14 protein-coding genes and 2 pseudogenes are annotated in these 15,201 nt (G+C 73.0%); 11 read left to right on the plus strand and 5 right to left on the minus strand.

What is annotated here, in order from left to right:
- Positions 1 to 77: 77 nt before the first annotated feature.
- Entirely contained in the window at positions 78 to 1,439 is a 1,362-nt protein-coding gene (locus OF819_RS21640; RefSeq protein WP_240135914.1) for a glutamine synthetase family protein, read from the minus strand.
- A gap of 229 nt (positions 1,440 to 1,668) precedes the next feature.
- On the opposite strand from OF819_RS21640, the gene OF819_RS21645 reads away from it, so the two are divergent.
- The 7 genes from OF819_RS21645 (at position 1,669) to OF819_RS21675 (ending at position 7,604) form a co-directional block, all read left to right on the plus strand.
- Positions 1,669 to 2,079 (plus strand): ArsR/SmtB family transcription factor, encoded by a 411-nt coding sequence (locus OF819_RS21645; protein WP_267245272.1) that lies wholly within the window; start codon positions 1,669 to 1,671, stop codon positions 2,077 to 2,079.
- A complete protein-coding gene (locus OF819_RS21650; RefSeq protein ID WP_267245273.1) occupies positions 2,076 to 2,330 on the plus strand; it encodes a hypothetical protein in 255 nt (84 codons plus the stop codon). The genes OF819_RS21645 and OF819_RS21650 overlap by 4 nt, the downstream gene beginning before the upstream one ends.
- Before the next feature lie 199 nt (positions 2,331 to 2,529).
- Positions 2,530 to 4,659 carry an MMPL family transporter gene (locus tag OF819_RS21655; protein ID WP_267245274.1) on the plus strand — a complete coding sequence of 710 codons (2,130 nt, stop codon included), beginning with the start codon at positions 2,530 to 2,532 and terminating at the stop codon, positions 4,657 to 4,659.
- Positions 4,660 to 5,198: 539 nt separating this feature from the next.
- Entirely contained in the window at positions 5,199 to 5,609 is a 411-nt protein-coding gene (locus OF819_RS21660; protein ID WP_267245275.1) for a hypothetical protein, read from the plus strand.
- Between the two features lie 68 nt (positions 5,610 to 5,677).
- On the plus strand, positions 5,678 to 6,319 hold the full coding sequence (locus OF819_RS21665) for a DUF3105 domain-containing protein (RefSeq protein WP_267245276.1): 642 nt from the start codon (positions 5,678 to 5,680) through the stop codon (positions 6,317 to 6,319).
- A gap of 62 nt (positions 6,320 to 6,381) precedes the next feature.
- Positions 6,382 to 7,053: a DUF305 domain-containing protein gene (locus tag OF819_RS21670; RefSeq protein ID WP_416370592.1), complete on the plus strand. Its 672-nt coding sequence runs from the start codon at positions 6,382 to 6,384 to the stop codon at positions 7,051 to 7,053.
- Positions 7,054 to 7,184: 131 nt separating this feature from the next.
- Positions 7,185 to 7,604 carry a CBS domain-containing protein gene (locus OF819_RS21675; protein WP_267245277.1) on the plus strand — a complete coding sequence of 140 codons (420 nt, stop codon included), beginning with the start codon at positions 7,185 to 7,187 and terminating at the stop codon, positions 7,602 to 7,604.
- Positions 7,605 to 7,619: 15 nt separating this feature from the next.
- On the opposite strand, the gene OF819_RS21680 is transcribed toward OF819_RS21675, so the two are convergent.
- Both OF819_RS21680 and OF819_RS21685 read right to left on the minus strand, forming a co-directional pair.
- On the minus strand, positions 7,620 to 8,492 hold the full coding sequence (locus OF819_RS21680) for an alpha/beta fold hydrolase (RefSeq protein ID WP_267245278.1): 873 nt from the start codon (positions 8,490 to 8,492) through the stop codon (positions 7,620 to 7,622).
- Entirely contained in the window at positions 8,489 to 9,229 is a 741-nt protein-coding gene (locus tag OF819_RS21685; protein WP_267245279.1) for a DUF998 domain-containing protein, read from the minus strand. Before OF819_RS21685 ends, OF819_RS21680 begins: the two co-directional genes overlap by 4 nt.
- Positions 9,230 to 9,328: 99 nt before the next feature.
- Between OF819_RS21685 and OF819_RS21690 the strand changes: the two genes are divergently transcribed.
- Positions 9,329 to 10,033: a hypothetical protein gene (locus tag OF819_RS21690; protein WP_267245280.1), complete on the plus strand. Its 705-nt coding sequence runs from the start codon at positions 9,329 to 9,331 to the stop codon at positions 10,031 to 10,033.
- 57 nt (positions 10,034 to 10,090) lie between these two features.
- Positions 10,091 to 11,708, plus strand: a pseudogene (locus tag OF819_RS21695) (multicopper oxidase family protein).
- Between the two features lie 314 nt (positions 11,709 to 12,022).
- On the opposite strand, the pseudogene OF819_RS21700 reads toward OF819_RS21695, so the two are convergent.
- Together OF819_RS21700 and OF819_RS21705 are read right to left on the minus strand one after the other, a co-directional pair.
- Positions 12,023 to 13,314, minus strand: a pseudogene (locus OF819_RS21700) (MFS transporter).
- A gap of 136 nt (positions 13,315 to 13,450) precedes the next feature.
- Entirely contained in the window at positions 13,451 to 14,056 is a 606-nt protein-coding gene (locus OF819_RS21705; protein ID WP_267245281.1) for a hypothetical protein, read from the minus strand.
- A gap of 94 nt (positions 14,057 to 14,150) precedes the next feature.
- On the opposite strand from OF819_RS21705, the gene npdG reads away from it, so the two are divergent.
- Together npdG and OF819_RS21715 are read left to right on the plus strand one after the other, a co-directional pair.
- Positions 14,151 to 14,912: an NADPH-dependent F420 reductase gene (gene npdG / locus OF819_RS21710; RefSeq protein ID WP_267245282.1), complete on the plus strand. Its 762-nt coding sequence runs from the start codon at positions 14,151 to 14,153 to the stop codon at positions 14,910 to 14,912.
- A 24-nt stretch (positions 14,913 to 14,936) separates the two neighbouring features.
- Positions 14,937 to 15,200, plus strand: a complete 264-nt coding sequence (locus OF819_RS21715) for a hypothetical protein (RefSeq protein ID WP_323748951.1) — start codon at positions 14,937 to 14,939, stop codon at positions 15,198 to 15,200.
- The last annotated feature ends 1 nt before the right edge of the window (position 15,201 follow it).

Raw genomic sequence — 15,201 nt, forward strand, 5'->3', positions numbered from 1 at the left:
AGGGTCCCCGCACCCCGCGCGATCCGCATCCGCACGGAGGCCGGACGGCGACGGCGACCGGACCGGCGCCGGACCGGCTACAGCACCGGGAGGTTCTTCTTCAGCTCAAAGGCGGTGACTTCGGAGCGGTACTCCTCCCACTCCTGCTTCTTGTTGCGCAGGAAGAAGTCGAACACATGCTCGCCGAGGGTTTCGGCCACCAGCTCGCTGCGCTCCATCAGGGAGATCGCCTCGCCGAGGTTCTGCGGCAGCGGCTCGATGCCCATGGCGCGGCGCTCGGCGTCGGAGAGGGCCCAGACGTCGTCGTCGGCGCCGGCGGGGAGTTCGTAGCTCTCCTCGATGCCCTTCAGGCCGGCCGCCAGCAGCACCGCGTACGTCAGATAGGGGTTCGCGCCGGAGTCGATGGAGCGGACCTCCACCCGGGCGGAGCCGGTCTTGCCCGGCTTGTACATCGGGACGCGGATCAGGGCGGAGCGGTTGTTGTGGCCCCAGCAGATGTACGAGGGGGCCTCGCCGCCCGCTCCGGCGCTGCGGGCCGAGCCGCCCCAGATGCGCTTGTAGGAGTTGACCCACTGGTTGGTGACGGCGGAAATCTCGGCGGCGTGCCGCAGCAGGCCCGCGATGAAGGAGCGGCCGACCTTGGAGAGCTGGTACTCGGCGCCGGACTCATAGAAGGCGTTCCGGTCTCCCTCGAAGAGGGAGAGGTGGGTGTGCATGCCGGAGCCCGGGTACTCGCTGAAAGGCTTCGGCATAAAGGTGGCGTGGACGCCCTGCTCCAGCGCCACCTGCTTCATCACCAGCCGGAAGGTCATGATGTTGTCGGCGGTGGACAGCGCGTCGGCGTACCGCAGGTCGATCTCCTGCTGGCCGGGCGCGCCCTCATGGTGGCTGAACTCCACCGAGATGCCCATCGACTCCAGCATGGTGATGGCCTGCCGGCGGAAGTCCATGCCGACGTTCTGCGGGGTGTGGTCGAAGTAGCCGGAGCTGTCCGCCGGGACCGGCCGGCTGCCGTCCACCGGCTTGTCCTTGAGCAGGAAGAACTCGATCTCGGGGTGGGTGTAGAAGGTGAACCCGAGGTCGGAGGTCTTGGCCAGGATGCGCTTGAGCACATAGCGCGGGTCCGCGAAGGACGGGGACCCGTCGGGCATCAGGATGTCGCAGAACATCCGGGCGGTTCCGGGGGCCTCGGCACGCCAGGGCAGGATCTGGAAGGTACTGGGGTCCGGTTTGGCGATCATGTCGGACTCATACACCCGGGCGAATCCCTCGATCGCCGAGCCGTCGAAGCCGATGCCCTCGTCGAAGGCCTGTTCAAGCTCGGCGGGGGCGACGGCGACCGACTTGAGAAAGCCCAGCACGTCGGTGAACCAGAGGCGCACAAAGCGGATGTCGCGCTCCTCAAGCGTGCGGAGCACAAATTCCTGCTGCTTATCCATGTTCGCTGTCCTACCCATCCTTGCCGGTCAGGCCGCCTGGCGCTGTCGAGCATCGCACCTGTGCGTTTCAGACGCGTTGCGCGCCGCGGCTGAGGCCATTGTGGGTCAGGGCGAACCCCGAGACGACCCTGAGGTCCCCTTATTGCACCCCGACATGTGTCAGTTTTCTTTGACACCCCCTTCGGGGTGCGTCAGCCTGGACTGACAGATACCGAAGAAGGGGGCCGCGATGAGCCAGCGACCGGCCTCCGGCCCGTCCGGCGACGCGCTCTCCGGCGACGCGCTGCTGAAGGTCCTCACGGCCCTCGGCAACCCCCACCGCATGCGCATCGTCGCCGCGCTGCTCGGCGGACGCAACTACGTCAGCGCCCTCGCCCGCGACCTCGGCATCGGCCGCCCGCTGCTCCATATGCATCTGCAGCGGCTGGAGGCCGCGGGCCTGGTCAAAGGCGAGCTGGAGCTGTCCGAGGGCGGCAAGGCGATGAAGTACTTCGCGCTGACGCCGTTCTGCGTCTCGCTCACCCCCGAGACCGTCGGGGCGGCGGCGCGGACGCTCACCGGGGACCGTGCCGACGACCGTGCCGGGGACCGCAAAGACACCCAGAAGGATCAGAAAGATCAGAAGGAGACGGCAACATGAACGCGGACACGGTGGCGGCGGTCGGAGCCGGCGGGGTCTTCCTTCTGCTGATCGTGATCGTCTGGCAGGTCGCGGCGACCTGGCGGGCCCGCATGCTGGCCGCCCGTGAGGACGAGTACCGGCGGCTCGCCGAGCGCTACGCCCGGCTGCTGGAGGACAGCACCGAGCTGCACCGCCGCACCCTCGACGAGCTGACGCAGACCCGCGCCTCGCTGACCTCGATGGAGAAGATGATGCGCGAGATCGAGTAAGCGGCGACCCGGCCCGGTTCGGGACCGGGACCGGGACCGGGACCGGAACCGGTACGGCCAGGAGCGGCAACTCCCGGCCGTACCCATGGAGTTCGTACACATCACACGCACAGGCGCTGATGCGCCGCGGCAGGTCGTCACAGCCTCACGCCGCGGCGCAGGGCACCGTGCGCCTTCACTCCACACAAGGAGAGTACTCATGAAAGCGCTGCTCAAGCGTCTGGCCAGGGCACCGGGCGGCAGTCGCGCCAAGTGGCTGGTGCTCGCCGGCTGGCTGATCGTCGTCGCCGCCCTCGGCCCCCTCGCCGGGAAGCTCGGCGAGGTCGAGGAGACCGGGCCCAACGCCTTCCTGCCGCGCGGGGCGGAGTCCGCGCAGGTCAACACCGAGCTGGAGCGGTTCCGCGACGACGCCCTGATGCCGGCCGTCATCGTCTACAGCTCCGGCGAGGAGACCGGCACGATCGACTCGGCCGCCCGCGCCAAGGCGGAGGCCGACCGGACCGCGTTCGAGCCGTACGCGGCCCAGGGCGAGCAGATCGCTCCCCCCGTCCCCTCCGAGGACGGCAGGGCCCTGCTGACCGTGGTGCCGCTGAACTCCGCCGAGGACGGCCTGACCGGCACGGTCGAGGAGATCCGGCAGATCGCGGGCGCCAACGCGCCGCCCGGGCTGGACGTCGAAGTCGGCGGACCGGCCGGGTCGCTGGTCGACCAGGTCGCCGTCTTCGACACCCTCGACGCCACCCTGATGATCGCCACCGGTCTGGTGGTCGCCTTCCTGCTGCTGGTCACCTACCGCAGCCCGGTGCTGTGGCTGCTGCCACTGCTGTCCGTCGGCTTCGCGGCGGTCCTCACCCAGGTGAGCACCTATCTGCTGGCGAAGTACGCGGGCCTGCCCGTCGATCCGCAGAGCGCGGGCATCCTGATGGTCCTCGTCTTCGGCGTCGGCACCGACTACGCCCTGCTGCTGATCGCCCGCTACCGCGAGGAACTGCACCGCCAGGAGGACCGGCACGCCGCCATGAAGCTGGCGCTGCGCCGCTCGGGACCGGCGATCCTCGCCTCCGCGGGAACCATCGCCGTCGGCCTGGCCTGCCTCTCCCTCGCCGATGTCAACTCCTCCCGCTCCATGGGCCTGGTCGGCGCGGTCGGCGTGGTCTGCGGATTCCTCGCCATGGTGACCGTGCTGCCCGCCCTGCTGGTGATCGCGGGCCGCTGGGTCTTCTGGCCGTTCGTCCCCGCGTACGGCACGCCGGTGCGCAAGGCGCGGACCGTCTGGTCCCGCATCGGCCATGCCGTCGCCCGCCGTCCCCGCTGGTCCTGGATGATGTCCGTCGCCGTCACCGGGGTGCTTGCCTTCAGCGCCGTCGGCATCGACATGGGGCTGCGGCAGTCCGAGATGTTCCAGACCAAGCCCGAGTCGGTCGTCGCCCAGGAGCGGATCTCGGCCCACTACCCGTCCGGAGCCTCCGATCCGGCGACCGTGGTGACCGACGCGACCCGGGCCGCCGAGGTGAAGGCCGCGGCGAGCGAGGTCCCCGGCGTCGCCCGCGTCGAGGACGGCGACCGCACCCCCGACGGCGCCCGCGCCACCCTCTCCGTGGTGCTCAAGGCCGCCCCGGACAGCCAGGCCGCCAAGGACACGGTGGACGCGCTGCGGACGGCCGTGGGCGCGGTCGAGGGGGCCGACGCCCTCGTCGGCGGCACATCCGCGCAGACGCTGGACACCCAGCGGGCCGCCGACCGCGATCTGCGGGTCGTGATCCCGGCCGTGCTCGCCGTCGTCCTGCTGGTGCTGATCTGGCTGCTGCGGGCGATCGTCGCCCCCGTGCTGCTGCTCGCCACCGTCGTCCTGTCGTACTTCGCCGCACTCGGCGCCTCGAACCTGCTATTCGAGAACGTCCTCGGCTACGCCGGAGTCGACTGGTCGATCCCGCTGATGGGCTTTGTCTTCCTGGTCGCCCTCGGCATCGACTACAACATCTTCCTGATGCACCGCGTCAAGGAGGAGTCGGCCCGGCTGGGCCTCGGCCGCGGGGTGCTGGCGGGCCTGACGACCACCGGCGGGGTCATCACCAGCGCGGGCGTCGTGCTCGCCGCGACGTTCGCGGTCTTCGCCGGGCTGCCGCTGGTGACGATGGCCGAGATGGGCGTGATCGTCGGCCTCGGGGTGCTGCTGGACACCTTCCTGGTCCGCACGGTCCTGGTGCCGGCGCTGGCGCTCGACCTGGGCCGCTGGTTCTGGTGGCCGGGGAGCCTGTTCCGCCGCCCCGCGCAGACCTTGGAGCGGGACGCGTCCCAGCGGCGCGAGCGCGCCCCGGAACACGTCTGACGCCGCGCGCGTGCTCGCGTGTCTGCCCGCGCGCCCGGGGGACGGCCGCCTGACGGTGGCGACCGCCGCCCGGGGCGCGGGCAGGTGCTTGTCCCGCCCACCCGCCCGATTGCACCTCCCCGCACGCGCGGAGCGGGTTGCCGCACCCCGCATCCGCGGGCGGCGGGGATCGGCACGCGGGACCAACCACCCGCCACCCCGGCAAACAACAACGACCGCGCCTCTGGCACGGGCCGACACCGAAGCGACCGCCACGCGGGCCGCAGGCCGCTGCTCGTCTCTCCCTCCCGCCCGATAGCACCTCCCCGCACACGCGGGGAGGGATACCGCACCCCGCACCAGCGGAGGGCGGTAATCGGGCGGGAGGGAGGAGGAAGGAGGGAGGGGCAGGAGCCCGCCCGCCGCCGCGGGCGGCGGGCAGCGGGCGGCGGGCAGCGGGCAGCGGGCAGCGGGCGGCGGGCGGCGCGGCCTCTCCCCCACCCCGGCGGAGCCGAACCCGCGGGAGGCGTGGGACGGCCCGCGCACTACCATCGGCGGCCATGGGGGCCCCGCGGCCCAGCCGCCTCGCGTACGCCGCACGTCCCACGGCTCTGATGACCGCCGTGGCGACGCTCCTCGGCGCGCTCTTCCTCTGTCTCGGCCCGCACCACACGTCCGCCGACACTCCCGCCGGCACCCCCGCCCGCGCCTTCGGCCTCTCCGCCGAACACGCGCAGACGCCGCTGAACCCCGCACGGAGCGCGTACACCTGTCCGTACGACGAGGACCACTGCGCGCTGACGCCGGTGCTGACCGCCGCCGTGCTCACCGGCCCCCCGGCGGACGCACCGCAGGACGCGGACACCGCACCGGCTCATATCGCCCGGACACAGCTCCACGGGCGGCCGCCCCGCGGTGAAGCCCAGCCCCGCGCCCCCGATCTGCATGTCCTTCAAGTGCTGCGGACCTAGCCGGACCTGGACGACCCGTACCAGTTCCGTCAGACCAGCACACCCACTCACGAAGGACCTTTCCCACCATGAATTCCCGCAGCAGCGACCGCCGGGCCCGGATAGAGCAGATGCGCCGCGCCGAGCAGGCACGTGAACGGCGCAGCCGCATCCTCACCTTCGCCGTCAGCGGCGTCGTCGTCGCCGGACTCGTCGGCTTCGGCGTCTTCGCCCTCGGCCAGGAGACGGAGAAGAAGGAGCGGCGCGAGGCGCAGGCCAAGGCGCCGATCGCGGACGAGAAGTCCTGGGACGCGCAGACGCTGGGCCGCAACCATGTCGAGACCCCCGTCAGCTACCCGATGAAGCCGCCGGTCGGCGGCGACCACCACCCCGTGTGGATGAACTGCGACGGGGACGTCTACGAGCAGCCGGTCCCCGCGGAGAACGCCGTGCACTCGCTGGAGCACGGCGCGGTCTGGGTGACCTACAGCGGCAAGGCGTCCGACGCCGATGTGGCCGCGCTGGCCGCGAAGGTGAAGAAGACCCCGTACTCGCTGATCAGCCCGGTTCCGGAGCAGACCGGGGCGATCATGCTGAGCGCCTGGGGCAAGCAGCTGACGGTCGACGCGGCGGATGACCCGCGGGTGGACCGGTTCCTCACGAAGTACGTCCAGGGCCCGCAGACCCCGGAGCGCGGTGCGGTCTGCACCGGCGGGATGGACGGCAAGTGAGCGGCGCCGGAAACAGCGTGGCCGGAGACAGTCCGGCCGGAAACAGTCCGATCGGAAACAGCCTGACGCGTACTCAGTGGGCGGCGATCGCCGCGGTGGTGTCAGCGCTGCTGTTCGCCGGGGCGGCGACCATCTTCTCCGCCGTGGAAGGGGGCGGCGACGACGCGTCCCGTACACCGTCAACAGACTCGGCGGACGCGGGATTCGCCCGTGATATGTCGGTCCATCACCAGCAGGCGGTGGAGATGTCCTTCATCGTCCGGGACCGCACGGACGACGAGGATGTGCGCAGGCTCGCGTACGACATCGCCAACACGCAGGCCAATCAGCGCGGCATGATGCTGGGCTGGCTGGATCTGTGGGGGCTGCCCGCGCTGGAGGCCGGCAGCGAGCCGATGGCCTGGATGACGGGCGGCGGCGGACACGGCGGCCACGAGGCCGGGGGCGGCGGCCACCAGGCCGCGGCCAGCGGCGCGCTGATGCCGGGCATGGCCACGAGGAAGCAGCTCGAAGAGTTGCGCGCCGCCTCGGGGCGGGACGCCGAGATCCGCTTCCTTCAGCTCATGACCGCCCACCACGAGGGCGGGGTCGCGATGGCCGAGGGCTGCGTCGAGCAGTGCGCCGTGGAGCCCCAGCGGAAGCTGGCCCAGGGCATGGTCGACGCGCAGCGTTCGGAGATCGAGCTGATGGCGGACATGCTGCGCAAGCGCACCGCGGGGCGTAGCGGGGCATAGCGGAGCGTAGGTGTCGCGTACGGCGGCCGGGGTACCCCGTGTTGTGCGGGGTGCCCCGTACACCCCGTTCAGTCGTCTGCGGTCGCGTCCTGCGAACGGCGCAATGACGATGGTGACAGGAGGTGCACATCATGACGACCGCACGAGACATCATGCACTCCGGGGCTCAGTGGATCCCCGCACACGAGACGCTCGACCGGGCCGCTCAGCTCATGCGCGAGCACGGCGTGGGGGCGCTCCCCATCGCCGACGCGAACGAAAGGCTGTGCGGCATTCTCACCGACCGCGACATCGTGGTCGGCTGTGTGGCCATGGGCCGTGACCCCTCAAGGGTCACCGCCGAGGAGATGGCCAAGGGCACGCCGCGCTGGATCGAGGCGGACTCCGATGTGGAGGCCGTGCTCAATGAGATGGAGAACCACCAGATCCGCCGGCTGCCGGTGATCGAGAACAAGCGGCTGGTGGGGATGATCAGCGAGGCCGATCTCGCCAAGCATCTGAGCGACGAGCAGCTCGCCCACTGGATGGAGCGGGTGTACGCCTTCAAGTGAGCGGACGCGGCCCGCTCAAGGGCCGCCCGTTTCGAGGCCGCCGGTTTCGACGACGCCCGTTTCGAGGATCGCCCGCGCCACCGTCCGCGGGCAGTCCAGCGTCATCAGATGGCCCGACTGCTCGACCGGCTCAAAACGGGCCGCGCCGAGCAGCCGGGCCAGCGCGCGCTGCCGCCCGGTCCAGCGGGCGTCCGCGCCCGCCGCGAGGACCGTGACCGGCAGGCCGCGCGGCAGCGGCCGGCGTCCGCGCAGCGCGAGGAGTTCGGCGGCGACGGCGCGGTAGTGCGCGTTTTCCAGCAGGATGCCGCGGGTCACCCGGGAGGTGGCGTAGCAGCGCCGGACCAGGGGGTACGGGGCGGGGTCGCCGCCCCCCGCACGGGACAGGCGCACCGCGGCCCGCCGGGCGGCCGGGCCGAGGGCGGCGGGCGCCCCGACGGCGCTGAGGGCGGCCCCGAGCCCGCGGGCCAGGGCTGTGCGCACGGCGGGGGCGGCGGGCGGGCGTGCGGTTTCCTCGACCGAGGAGTCGATGAGCACGAGCCCGGCTGTGCGGTCCGGGTGCAGCCGGGCGAACGCCTCCGCGTGGAACCCGGCGATCGAGTGCCCGGCGACCACCGCGGGCTCCCGGAGGCCGGCCGCGTCGAGGAGGGCGGCGATCCGGTGGGCCTCCCCCGCGGCGGACGGCGGCACGGCGGCGGGGCCGCTGAGCCCGTGGCCGGGGCGGTCGAAGCGGACGACGGTGCGGTGCGGGGCCAGGAGGGGGACGACGGGGTCCCAGTCGAACCAGCTCATGCCGAGACCGGCGCTCAGCACGCAGACCGGCCCGCGGCCTTCGACGACCACATGGTGCGGCACGCCTCCCACCCGCACGAAGGCGTCGACGGCGGTCATGTGCGCGTGTCCTCCTTCCGTTCGGCTGCGACGGTCCGTTCGCGTACGACGGTCAGGGCGAGCACCGCGAGCCAGGCCGCCACGAGGAGCACCTGGAGCCGCTGGCCCGCGCCCAGGGCCCAGGTCCCGCGCCCCGCTTCGAAGGCGGCGACCGCGGCCAGCGTCCAGACGGTGGCGGCCAGTTCGAGGGCGACGAGCGCGGGGCCGACGCGGGCCAGCGGCGACGGCCGGCCGCCGCGGCGTGCGGCGACGGTGAGCGCGACGACGCCGAGGAGCGCCCCGGTCATCGCGAGCGCGGAGCTGACGGCGTGCGCGGTGTGCGTAGCGGGGACGAGGCCCGCGGTCTCCCGGGCCGCGCACACCGGGTCGGCGGTGGGCGCGCAGCTCAGCGGCAGCCGGGAGTCCACGGCCGTCGCGGCCCCGAAGAGGGCGAGCCCCGCCCAGCCGACGACCGCCCACACGGTGCGCCGGGAGGGTCCGCCGCCCCACAGGGCCGTCACCGCCCCGGCGAGGACGAGCAGCCCGGCGGCCAGGTCGGTGGCCCGGAAGAGCCCGCCGAGCGGCTGGTCGGCGGCGGCGAGCTCGCTGACGTACGTCTGTACGGGGTTGAGCCCCGTCGCCACGACGACCTCCAGCACCCATGCGGTGTAGGCGACGGCCCCCAGCGCGATCAGCAGGGCGGCGGGCCGTGCGGCGCGCGGGGGCCGAGCACGCTGGGACGGGGCACGTGAGGACATAGTGGACTGATCGTATGGGACTTCCCGCATGCCCTCCGATACCCGGTGGGGGTAGGGAGGCAGGCTTCGGGCGTGGTGATCGTCCGGGATTCGAGCGGCATGCGTGTCAGGCGGCTGCTGCTGTTCGCCGCGCTGCTCTTCGGGATCACGACGATGCACACGGCCGGCCATCCGGCCATGGGCGCGGCGCAGGGGGACAGCGCGGCGCAGGGGGCGGGCACCGTCCATGCGACCGCCCATGCGACTGGGCGGGCGACCGGGCAGGCGGCCCGTGCCGCCGACGCGGCACATGGAGCCGGCGCGCGGCCCGCTTCGGCGGAGGCGTACCCGGCGACAAAGGTCGTGCAACACGCGCTCGACGGCGCGGCGTTCAGCCGACCTGCCATCGCGGCGGCGCACCAGGCGGCAACCGTCGGACGGCCTGCGCTCGAAGGACCGGCGGCCGGGCAGCCCGCCGCGGCGCCCGCGCACCCGGCGGCGGCAGCCGCGCAGCAGGCGCCGGCGGCCGCGCAGCAGGCGCTCGAAGGACCGGCGGCCGCGCGGACCGCGGTCGGCGAGGCGGGCGAGGGGCATGCGGCGCACGGCAAGTCCCGCGGCACCGGGATGGACCCGTCCGCGGTCTGTCTGGCGGTTCTGGCGGGGCTGGCGGCCTGGGGCGTCGCGCTGATCGCCATACGGCCGGCGGCGCGCGACGAAGGCGACGGCCTGCTGACGGCGGCCCGCGCCCGGCTGCCGGACGCACTGCGCCCCAACCCGCCGCCCCCGCGGACTCTCCTCACGCAGTTGTCGGTGCTCCGGATCTAGGAGCGCTTCGCGCTTCAGCCCCATCCCTCACCGACAACACACGAGGTACATCTCACCATGCACCACCACATCACGCGCCGCTCCCTGCTCACGGCGACGCTCGCCGCGGCGGGCACGGGAGTTCTGGCCGCCTGCTCCCCCGGCCGCTCCGCCTCCTCCCCCGCCGCCGGCCCCACGTATGTCTCCCCCGACGGCAAGGAGGTCACAGCCGCCGAGGCAGCCCGCGGCACGGGTCCCGTACGGACGGTGAAGCTCACCGCCGCCGAGTCCTCGCTCGACCTGGGCGGCGGACGCACCGTCAGCTCGTGGGCGTACGGGGAGCGGCTGCCTGGCCAGGAGGTCCGGGTCACCGCCGGCGACACCCTGGACCTGACCCTCGCCAACCGGCTGCCGCAGCCGACCTCGCTGCACTGGCACGGGCTGGCTCTGCGCAACGACATGGACGGCGTGCCCGGGGTCACGCAGGACGCCATCCGGCCGGGCGAGGACTTCGCCTACCGTTTCACCCTCCCGCACCCGGGCACGTACTGGTTCCATCCGCACTCCGGTGTGCAGCAGGACCGCGGACTGTACGCACCGCTGGTCGTCGAGGACCCGAAGGAGCCGCTGGCGTACGACCGGGAGTGGGTCGTGGTCCTGGACGACTGGGTCGACGGGGTGGACGGCTCGACGCCGGACGCGGTGCTGGCGGAGCTCTCGCAGGGGATGGCCGACCACGCGGGCATGGACCACCCATGGGCCACGGAACCACGGAGCAAGGGGCCATGGACGACAGCGCCTCGGGGCCGGCCCGCTCCGGTCCCTCCCGCATGATGATGGGCGCACACAGCGAGCTGCTCGGCGGGGACGCGGGCGATGTCGCCTACCCGCACTATCTCGTCAACGGCCGTACGGCCGAGGACCCTTCGGTCTTCACGGCGAAGCCGGGCGACCGCATCCGGCTGCGGATCGTGAACGCGGGCGGGGACACGGCGTTCCGTGTGGCGCTCGGCGGCCATGAGCTGACGGTGACGCACACCGACGGCTTCCCGGTGGAGCACACCCGCACGGACGCGCTGCTGCTCGGCATGGGCGAGCGCTATGACGTGCTGGTCACTGCGGGCGACGGCGTTTTCCCGCTGACAGCGGAGGCCGAGGGCAAGTCGGCGGCCGCGCGGGCCCTGCTGCGTACAGGCGGCGGGGCCGCCCCGGCCGCCTCCGTACGCCCCGGCGAACTCCGCGGCCGGGTGCTGACCGCGGACCGGCTGCGCGCGGCCGAGTCCGCCGCGCTCCCCGCGCGGACCCCGGACCGGACGATCCGCATCCGCCTGACCGGCGGCATGGCCACGTACGACTGGGCCTTCGACGGCACGCCGTACGCACCGGACCGCCGCCAGCCGGTGCGCGCGGGCGAACGCGTCCGGCTGGAGTTCACCAACGCGACCGCGATGTGGCATCCGCTGCATCTGCACGGCCACACCTTCGCCCTGACCGGCACCAGTGCCGGCACCGGCGCCGTCCCCCGGACCGCCTCTGCCACTCTCGCGGCGCCCGCAAGGACACGGCGATCATCCTCCCGAACGCCACGCTGACGGCGGACTTCGACGCGGACAACCCGGGCCTGTGGATGCTCCACTGCCACAACGTCTACCACGCGGAGGCGGGCATGATGACGGTCCTCGGCTACCGCCGCTGACGCCTCCGGGGCTGCGCCCCGCTCCCCCTGCGCCCTGGGGGCAATTGCCGTTGCCTTACCCAGCGGTCCTGGGCCGGTCAGTGCAACGGCGTTGCCCGGGGGCGTGGGGGAACCCCGGCTTCCCGCAGCTGGGGCCAGCCCCAGCCCCCCTTCGGGGGGAGGGGTTACGGGGCTGCCGCCCCGCACCCCATCGCGCGGCACCTTCGCGCCGCTCGCGCCGACACGGCCTGAAGGCCGTGCCCCCCGTGGGGGTACCCCCGGACGGAGTCGGGGGGAGATTGAGGCGCGAGGGTCCGGGGCCAGCCCTGGAAAGTTCACCCTGCCGTCTCCTCCCTCCGCTTCCTCTGCGCCCGGCGCTTCACCGCATCCTCATCCGTGTCCGCGTTGTACGTCACCAGCTTCGGCAGCGCCGCCGCCAGCAGGCCGACGCCCGCGACGCACACGAGGCCGCCGCTCCAGATCGCCGGGCGGGTGCCCGTCCAGCCGGCCATGGCGCCGGCGCGGACCTGGCCGAGCTGGGGGCCGACGCTGTAGGAGAGGACTTCGATGCCGGCGAGGCGGCCGCGGAGTTCGTCGGGGATGGTCTGGTTCCAGATGGTGGAGCGGCCCAGGCCGCTGAGCATGTCGCCCGCGCCCGCGAGGGCCAGGCACAGCAGGACCAGCCAGACGTTGGAGAACCAGCCCGCCGCGGCGATCGCCAGGCCCCAGCCCGCCGCCCCGAAGACCACCAGCAGCCCGTGCCGCCGGACGCGCGAGGTCCACCCGCTGGTCAGGCTGAGGGCCACGGAGCCCGCCGAGCCCGCCGCGTACATCAGGCCGAGCGACCACTCGGCGTCCAGGTCGTCCGCGAGGAACGGGAAGATCGTGTTCGGGAAGGCGAAGAACATCGCCACCAGGTCGATCGCATAGGTGCCCAGCAGCACCGGCCGTGACCACGCGTAGCGCGCCCCCTCCGCGATCCCCCGCAGCGACGGCTTGTCGGCGTCGAGCGCGGGCGGCGCGGCCGTGAGCCGGGTGCACAGGAGCACGGAGACGGCGAAGGCGCCGACGGTGACCGCGTACGCCGTCGCATGGCCCGCGTAGGCCACCACCAGACCCGCGAGCGCGGCCCCACGACCGCGCCGAGCTGCCACCGCAGCGCGTTCAGCGCGGCCGCGGCCGTGAGCTGGTCATGGGGGACGATCCGGGCCATCAGGGCGTCCAGGGCGGGGCGTTGCAGCCCGGCGAGCGCGGAGACCCCGGCCGCCACCAGATACAGCGGCCACAGCAGCGGCTCCGGCAGCATGGCGTTCACCAGGAGGACCAGGGCGAGCACTCCGAGCCCCGCCTCGGTGCCGAGGATCAGCTTGCGGCGGTCGACGGCGTCGGCGAGGGCGCCCCCGTACAGCCCGAAGACCACCAGCGGCACCAGCTCCACCGCGCCCATCGCGCCGACGGCCAGCGGCGATCCGGTCAGCTCCTTGATCTGGAGCGGCAGCGCCACCATCGCCATGAAGCTGCCGAAGAAGGTGACCAGGCCCTGGATCCACAGGAGCCGGAAGTCGCGGGACGACCGCCAGGGGGAGAGATCGGGCAGGATCGACGACAGCCTGTTCGAAGAGGTCACAAGGGGCCATGGTTCGCGCAGGCGGTGGACCCGGGCAACCAGTTTTCTTTTCCCAGCTTTCCCAGCTTTCCCGGTGTTTCCGGTGTTTCCAGTGTTTCCGGGTTTTTTTCCGGCGGCCGGGCCGATTGCCGGAGTGTCACCAGCCCGTCGGCGGCGGCGAGGTCAGCCGGTCCGCGAGCCGCGACAGCCGGTCCCTGAAGGGCCGTCGCCCGCGCGGCGCGGGCCCGCAGTTCTCCCCCGCCGCCGCACTGACCAGATGCTGCACCGTGTCCAGGTCCACCGCCGTGGACTGATCCACCGTCAGCGACTCATGGGCCAGCCCCTGGACCTCCGGATGCCCGCCGTCCAGGGACAGCACCGTCGCCCCCGCGCGCCGCGCGCCGTGGACCCGTTCCAGCACGTCCGCGCCCGGCGGCGCCGGAGCCACCAGCAGCAGCGCCTCGCCCCGGCCTGCGGCTTCCAGCCGGCCCAGACCGGCGGCCAGCTGCGCCGGGTCCCCGGGCCGCACCCGGTGCCGCACCAGCGTCGGAGTCAGCTCCGGCAGCCCCGACCAGGCCGCTTCGTCCATCAGATGCGCCGCCAGATGCCAGGGCTCGTACTGCTCCGTGCCGACGAGCAGCAGCCCGCCGACGTGGCCGGGCGGGACCGAGGCCCGCAGCACCCGGGCGAACCGCCGGGTCGCCTCGGGCCACTCCGTACCGCCCAGGACTTCGCGCAACAGCGCCACGCGCACCGCATCCATGGCGGCACCCTGGTATCCGGCGCGTCCGCCCGCGCGGGGGTTGCCGCCCGCCTCACCCGTACGGACTACAAAACCAGCCAGTAATGTCGGGGCCATGACTTCACACGACACTGGCTCCGCCGACACCGGCTCCGGCCCCGGCACTGGCCCCGGCCCCGGCGCCGGCGCCGCGCCCAAGCCCCCCGCCAAGGACCCCTGGGACCTTCCCGATGTCTCCGGTCTCGTCGTCGGCGTCCTCGGCGGCACCGGCGACCAGGGCCGCGGCCTCGCCTACCGGCTCGCCCGGGCCGGACAGAAGGTGATCATCGGCTCGCGCGCCGCGGAGCGCGCCGAGGCCGCCGCCGCCGGGATCGGCCTCGGCGTGGAGGGCCTCGACAACGCCGAGTGCGCGCGCCGCAGCGATGTGGTGATCGTGGCCGTGCCCTGGGACGGACACGCCAGGACGCTTGAGTCCCTGCGCACGGAGCTGGCCGGAAAGCTGGTCGTGGACTGCGTCAATCCGCTCGGCTTCGACAAGAAGGGCGCGTACGCCGTCAAGCCCGCGGAGGGCAGCGCCGCCGAGCAGGCCGCGGCCCTGCTGCCCGACTCGCGGGTGACCGCCGCCTTCCACCATCTGTCCGCCGTGCTGCTCCAGGACACCTCGCTGGACGAGATCGACACCGATGTGATGGTGCTGGGCGAGAGCCGCGCCGACACCGACGTCGTACAGGCGCTGGCCGCCCGCATCCCGGGTATGCGCGGCGTCTTCGCGGGTCGGCTGCGCAACGCCCACCAGGTGGAGTCGCTGGTCGCCAATCTGATCTCGGTGAACCGCCGCTACAAGGCGCACGCGGGTCTGCGGGTTACCGACGTGTGACCGGTGTACCGGGCGGGACGGGGCATGAGGGACACTGTTGCGGTACGCACCACCGGACAGGAGCCGACCCCCATGCCCCGTCTCGCCCTCTACGCCCTCGTCGTCTGCGCCCTCGCCATGGCGGCCGCCGCCGTGTCCTTTGTGCGGGGCAGCTGGCTGGGGATCGTCTGGGTGCTGCTGGTCGGCGTCTCCTCCAACATGGCGTGGTACTACCTGCGCCGCGCCAAGGTCACAGGCGCGGGCACGGGGACGGGGACGGGCGCGGGCACGGGGAGCGTCAAGGGCTGAC

The organism is Streptomyces sp. PR69, assembly GCF_026420845.1.
In the GTDB taxonomy this organism is placed as follows: domain Bacteria; phylum Actinomycetota; class Actinomycetes; order Streptomycetales; family Streptomycetaceae; genus Streptomyces.

Coding starts and splice junctions, on each gene's coding strand:
- OF819_RS21640 (WP_240135914.1), bottom strand. CDS start 1,439: ATGGATAAGCAGCAGGAATTTGTGCTCCGCACGCTTGAGGAGCGCGAC.
- OF819_RS21645 (WP_267245272.1), top strand. CDS start 1,669: ATGAGCCAGCGACCGGCCTCCGGCCCGTCCGGCGACGCGCTCTCCGGC.
- OF819_RS21650 (WP_267245273.1), top strand. CDS start 2,076: ATGAACGCGGACACGGTGGCGGCGGTCGGAGCCGGCGGGGTCTTCCTT.
- OF819_RS21655 (WP_267245274.1), top strand. CDS start 2,530: ATGAAAGCGCTGCTCAAGCGTCTGGCCAGGGCACCGGGCGGCAGTCGC.
- OF819_RS21660 (WP_267245275.1), top strand. CDS start 5,199: ATGGGGGCCCCGCGGCCCAGCCGCCTCGCGTACGCCGCACGTCCCACG.
- OF819_RS21665 (WP_267245276.1), top strand. CDS start 5,678: ATGAATTCCCGCAGCAGCGACCGCCGGGCCCGGATAGAGCAGATGCGC.
- OF819_RS21675 (WP_267245277.1), top strand. CDS start 7,185: ATGACGACCGCACGAGACATCATGCACTCCGGGGCTCAGTGGATCCCC.
- OF819_RS21680 (WP_267245278.1), bottom strand. CDS start 8,492: ATGACCGCCGTCGACGCCTTCGTGCGGGTGGGAGGCGTGCCGCACCAT.
- OF819_RS21685 (WP_267245279.1), bottom strand. CDS start 9,229: ATGTCCTCACGTGCCCCGTCCCAGCGTGCTCGGCCCCCGCGCGCCGCA.
- OF819_RS21690 (WP_267245280.1), top strand. CDS start 9,329: ATGCGTGTCAGGCGGCTGCTGCTGTTCGCCGCGCTGCTCTTCGGGATC.
- OF819_RS21705 (WP_267245281.1), bottom strand. CDS start 14,056: ATGGATGCGGTGCGCGTGGCGCTGTTGCGCGAAGTCCTGGGCGGTACG.
- npdG (WP_267245282.1), top strand. CDS start 14,151: ATGACTTCACACGACACTGGCTCCGCCGACACCGGCTCCGGCCCCGGC.
- OF819_RS21715 (WP_323748951.1), top strand. CDS start 14,937: ATGAGGGACACTGTTGCGGTACGCACCACCGGACAGGAGCCGACCCCC.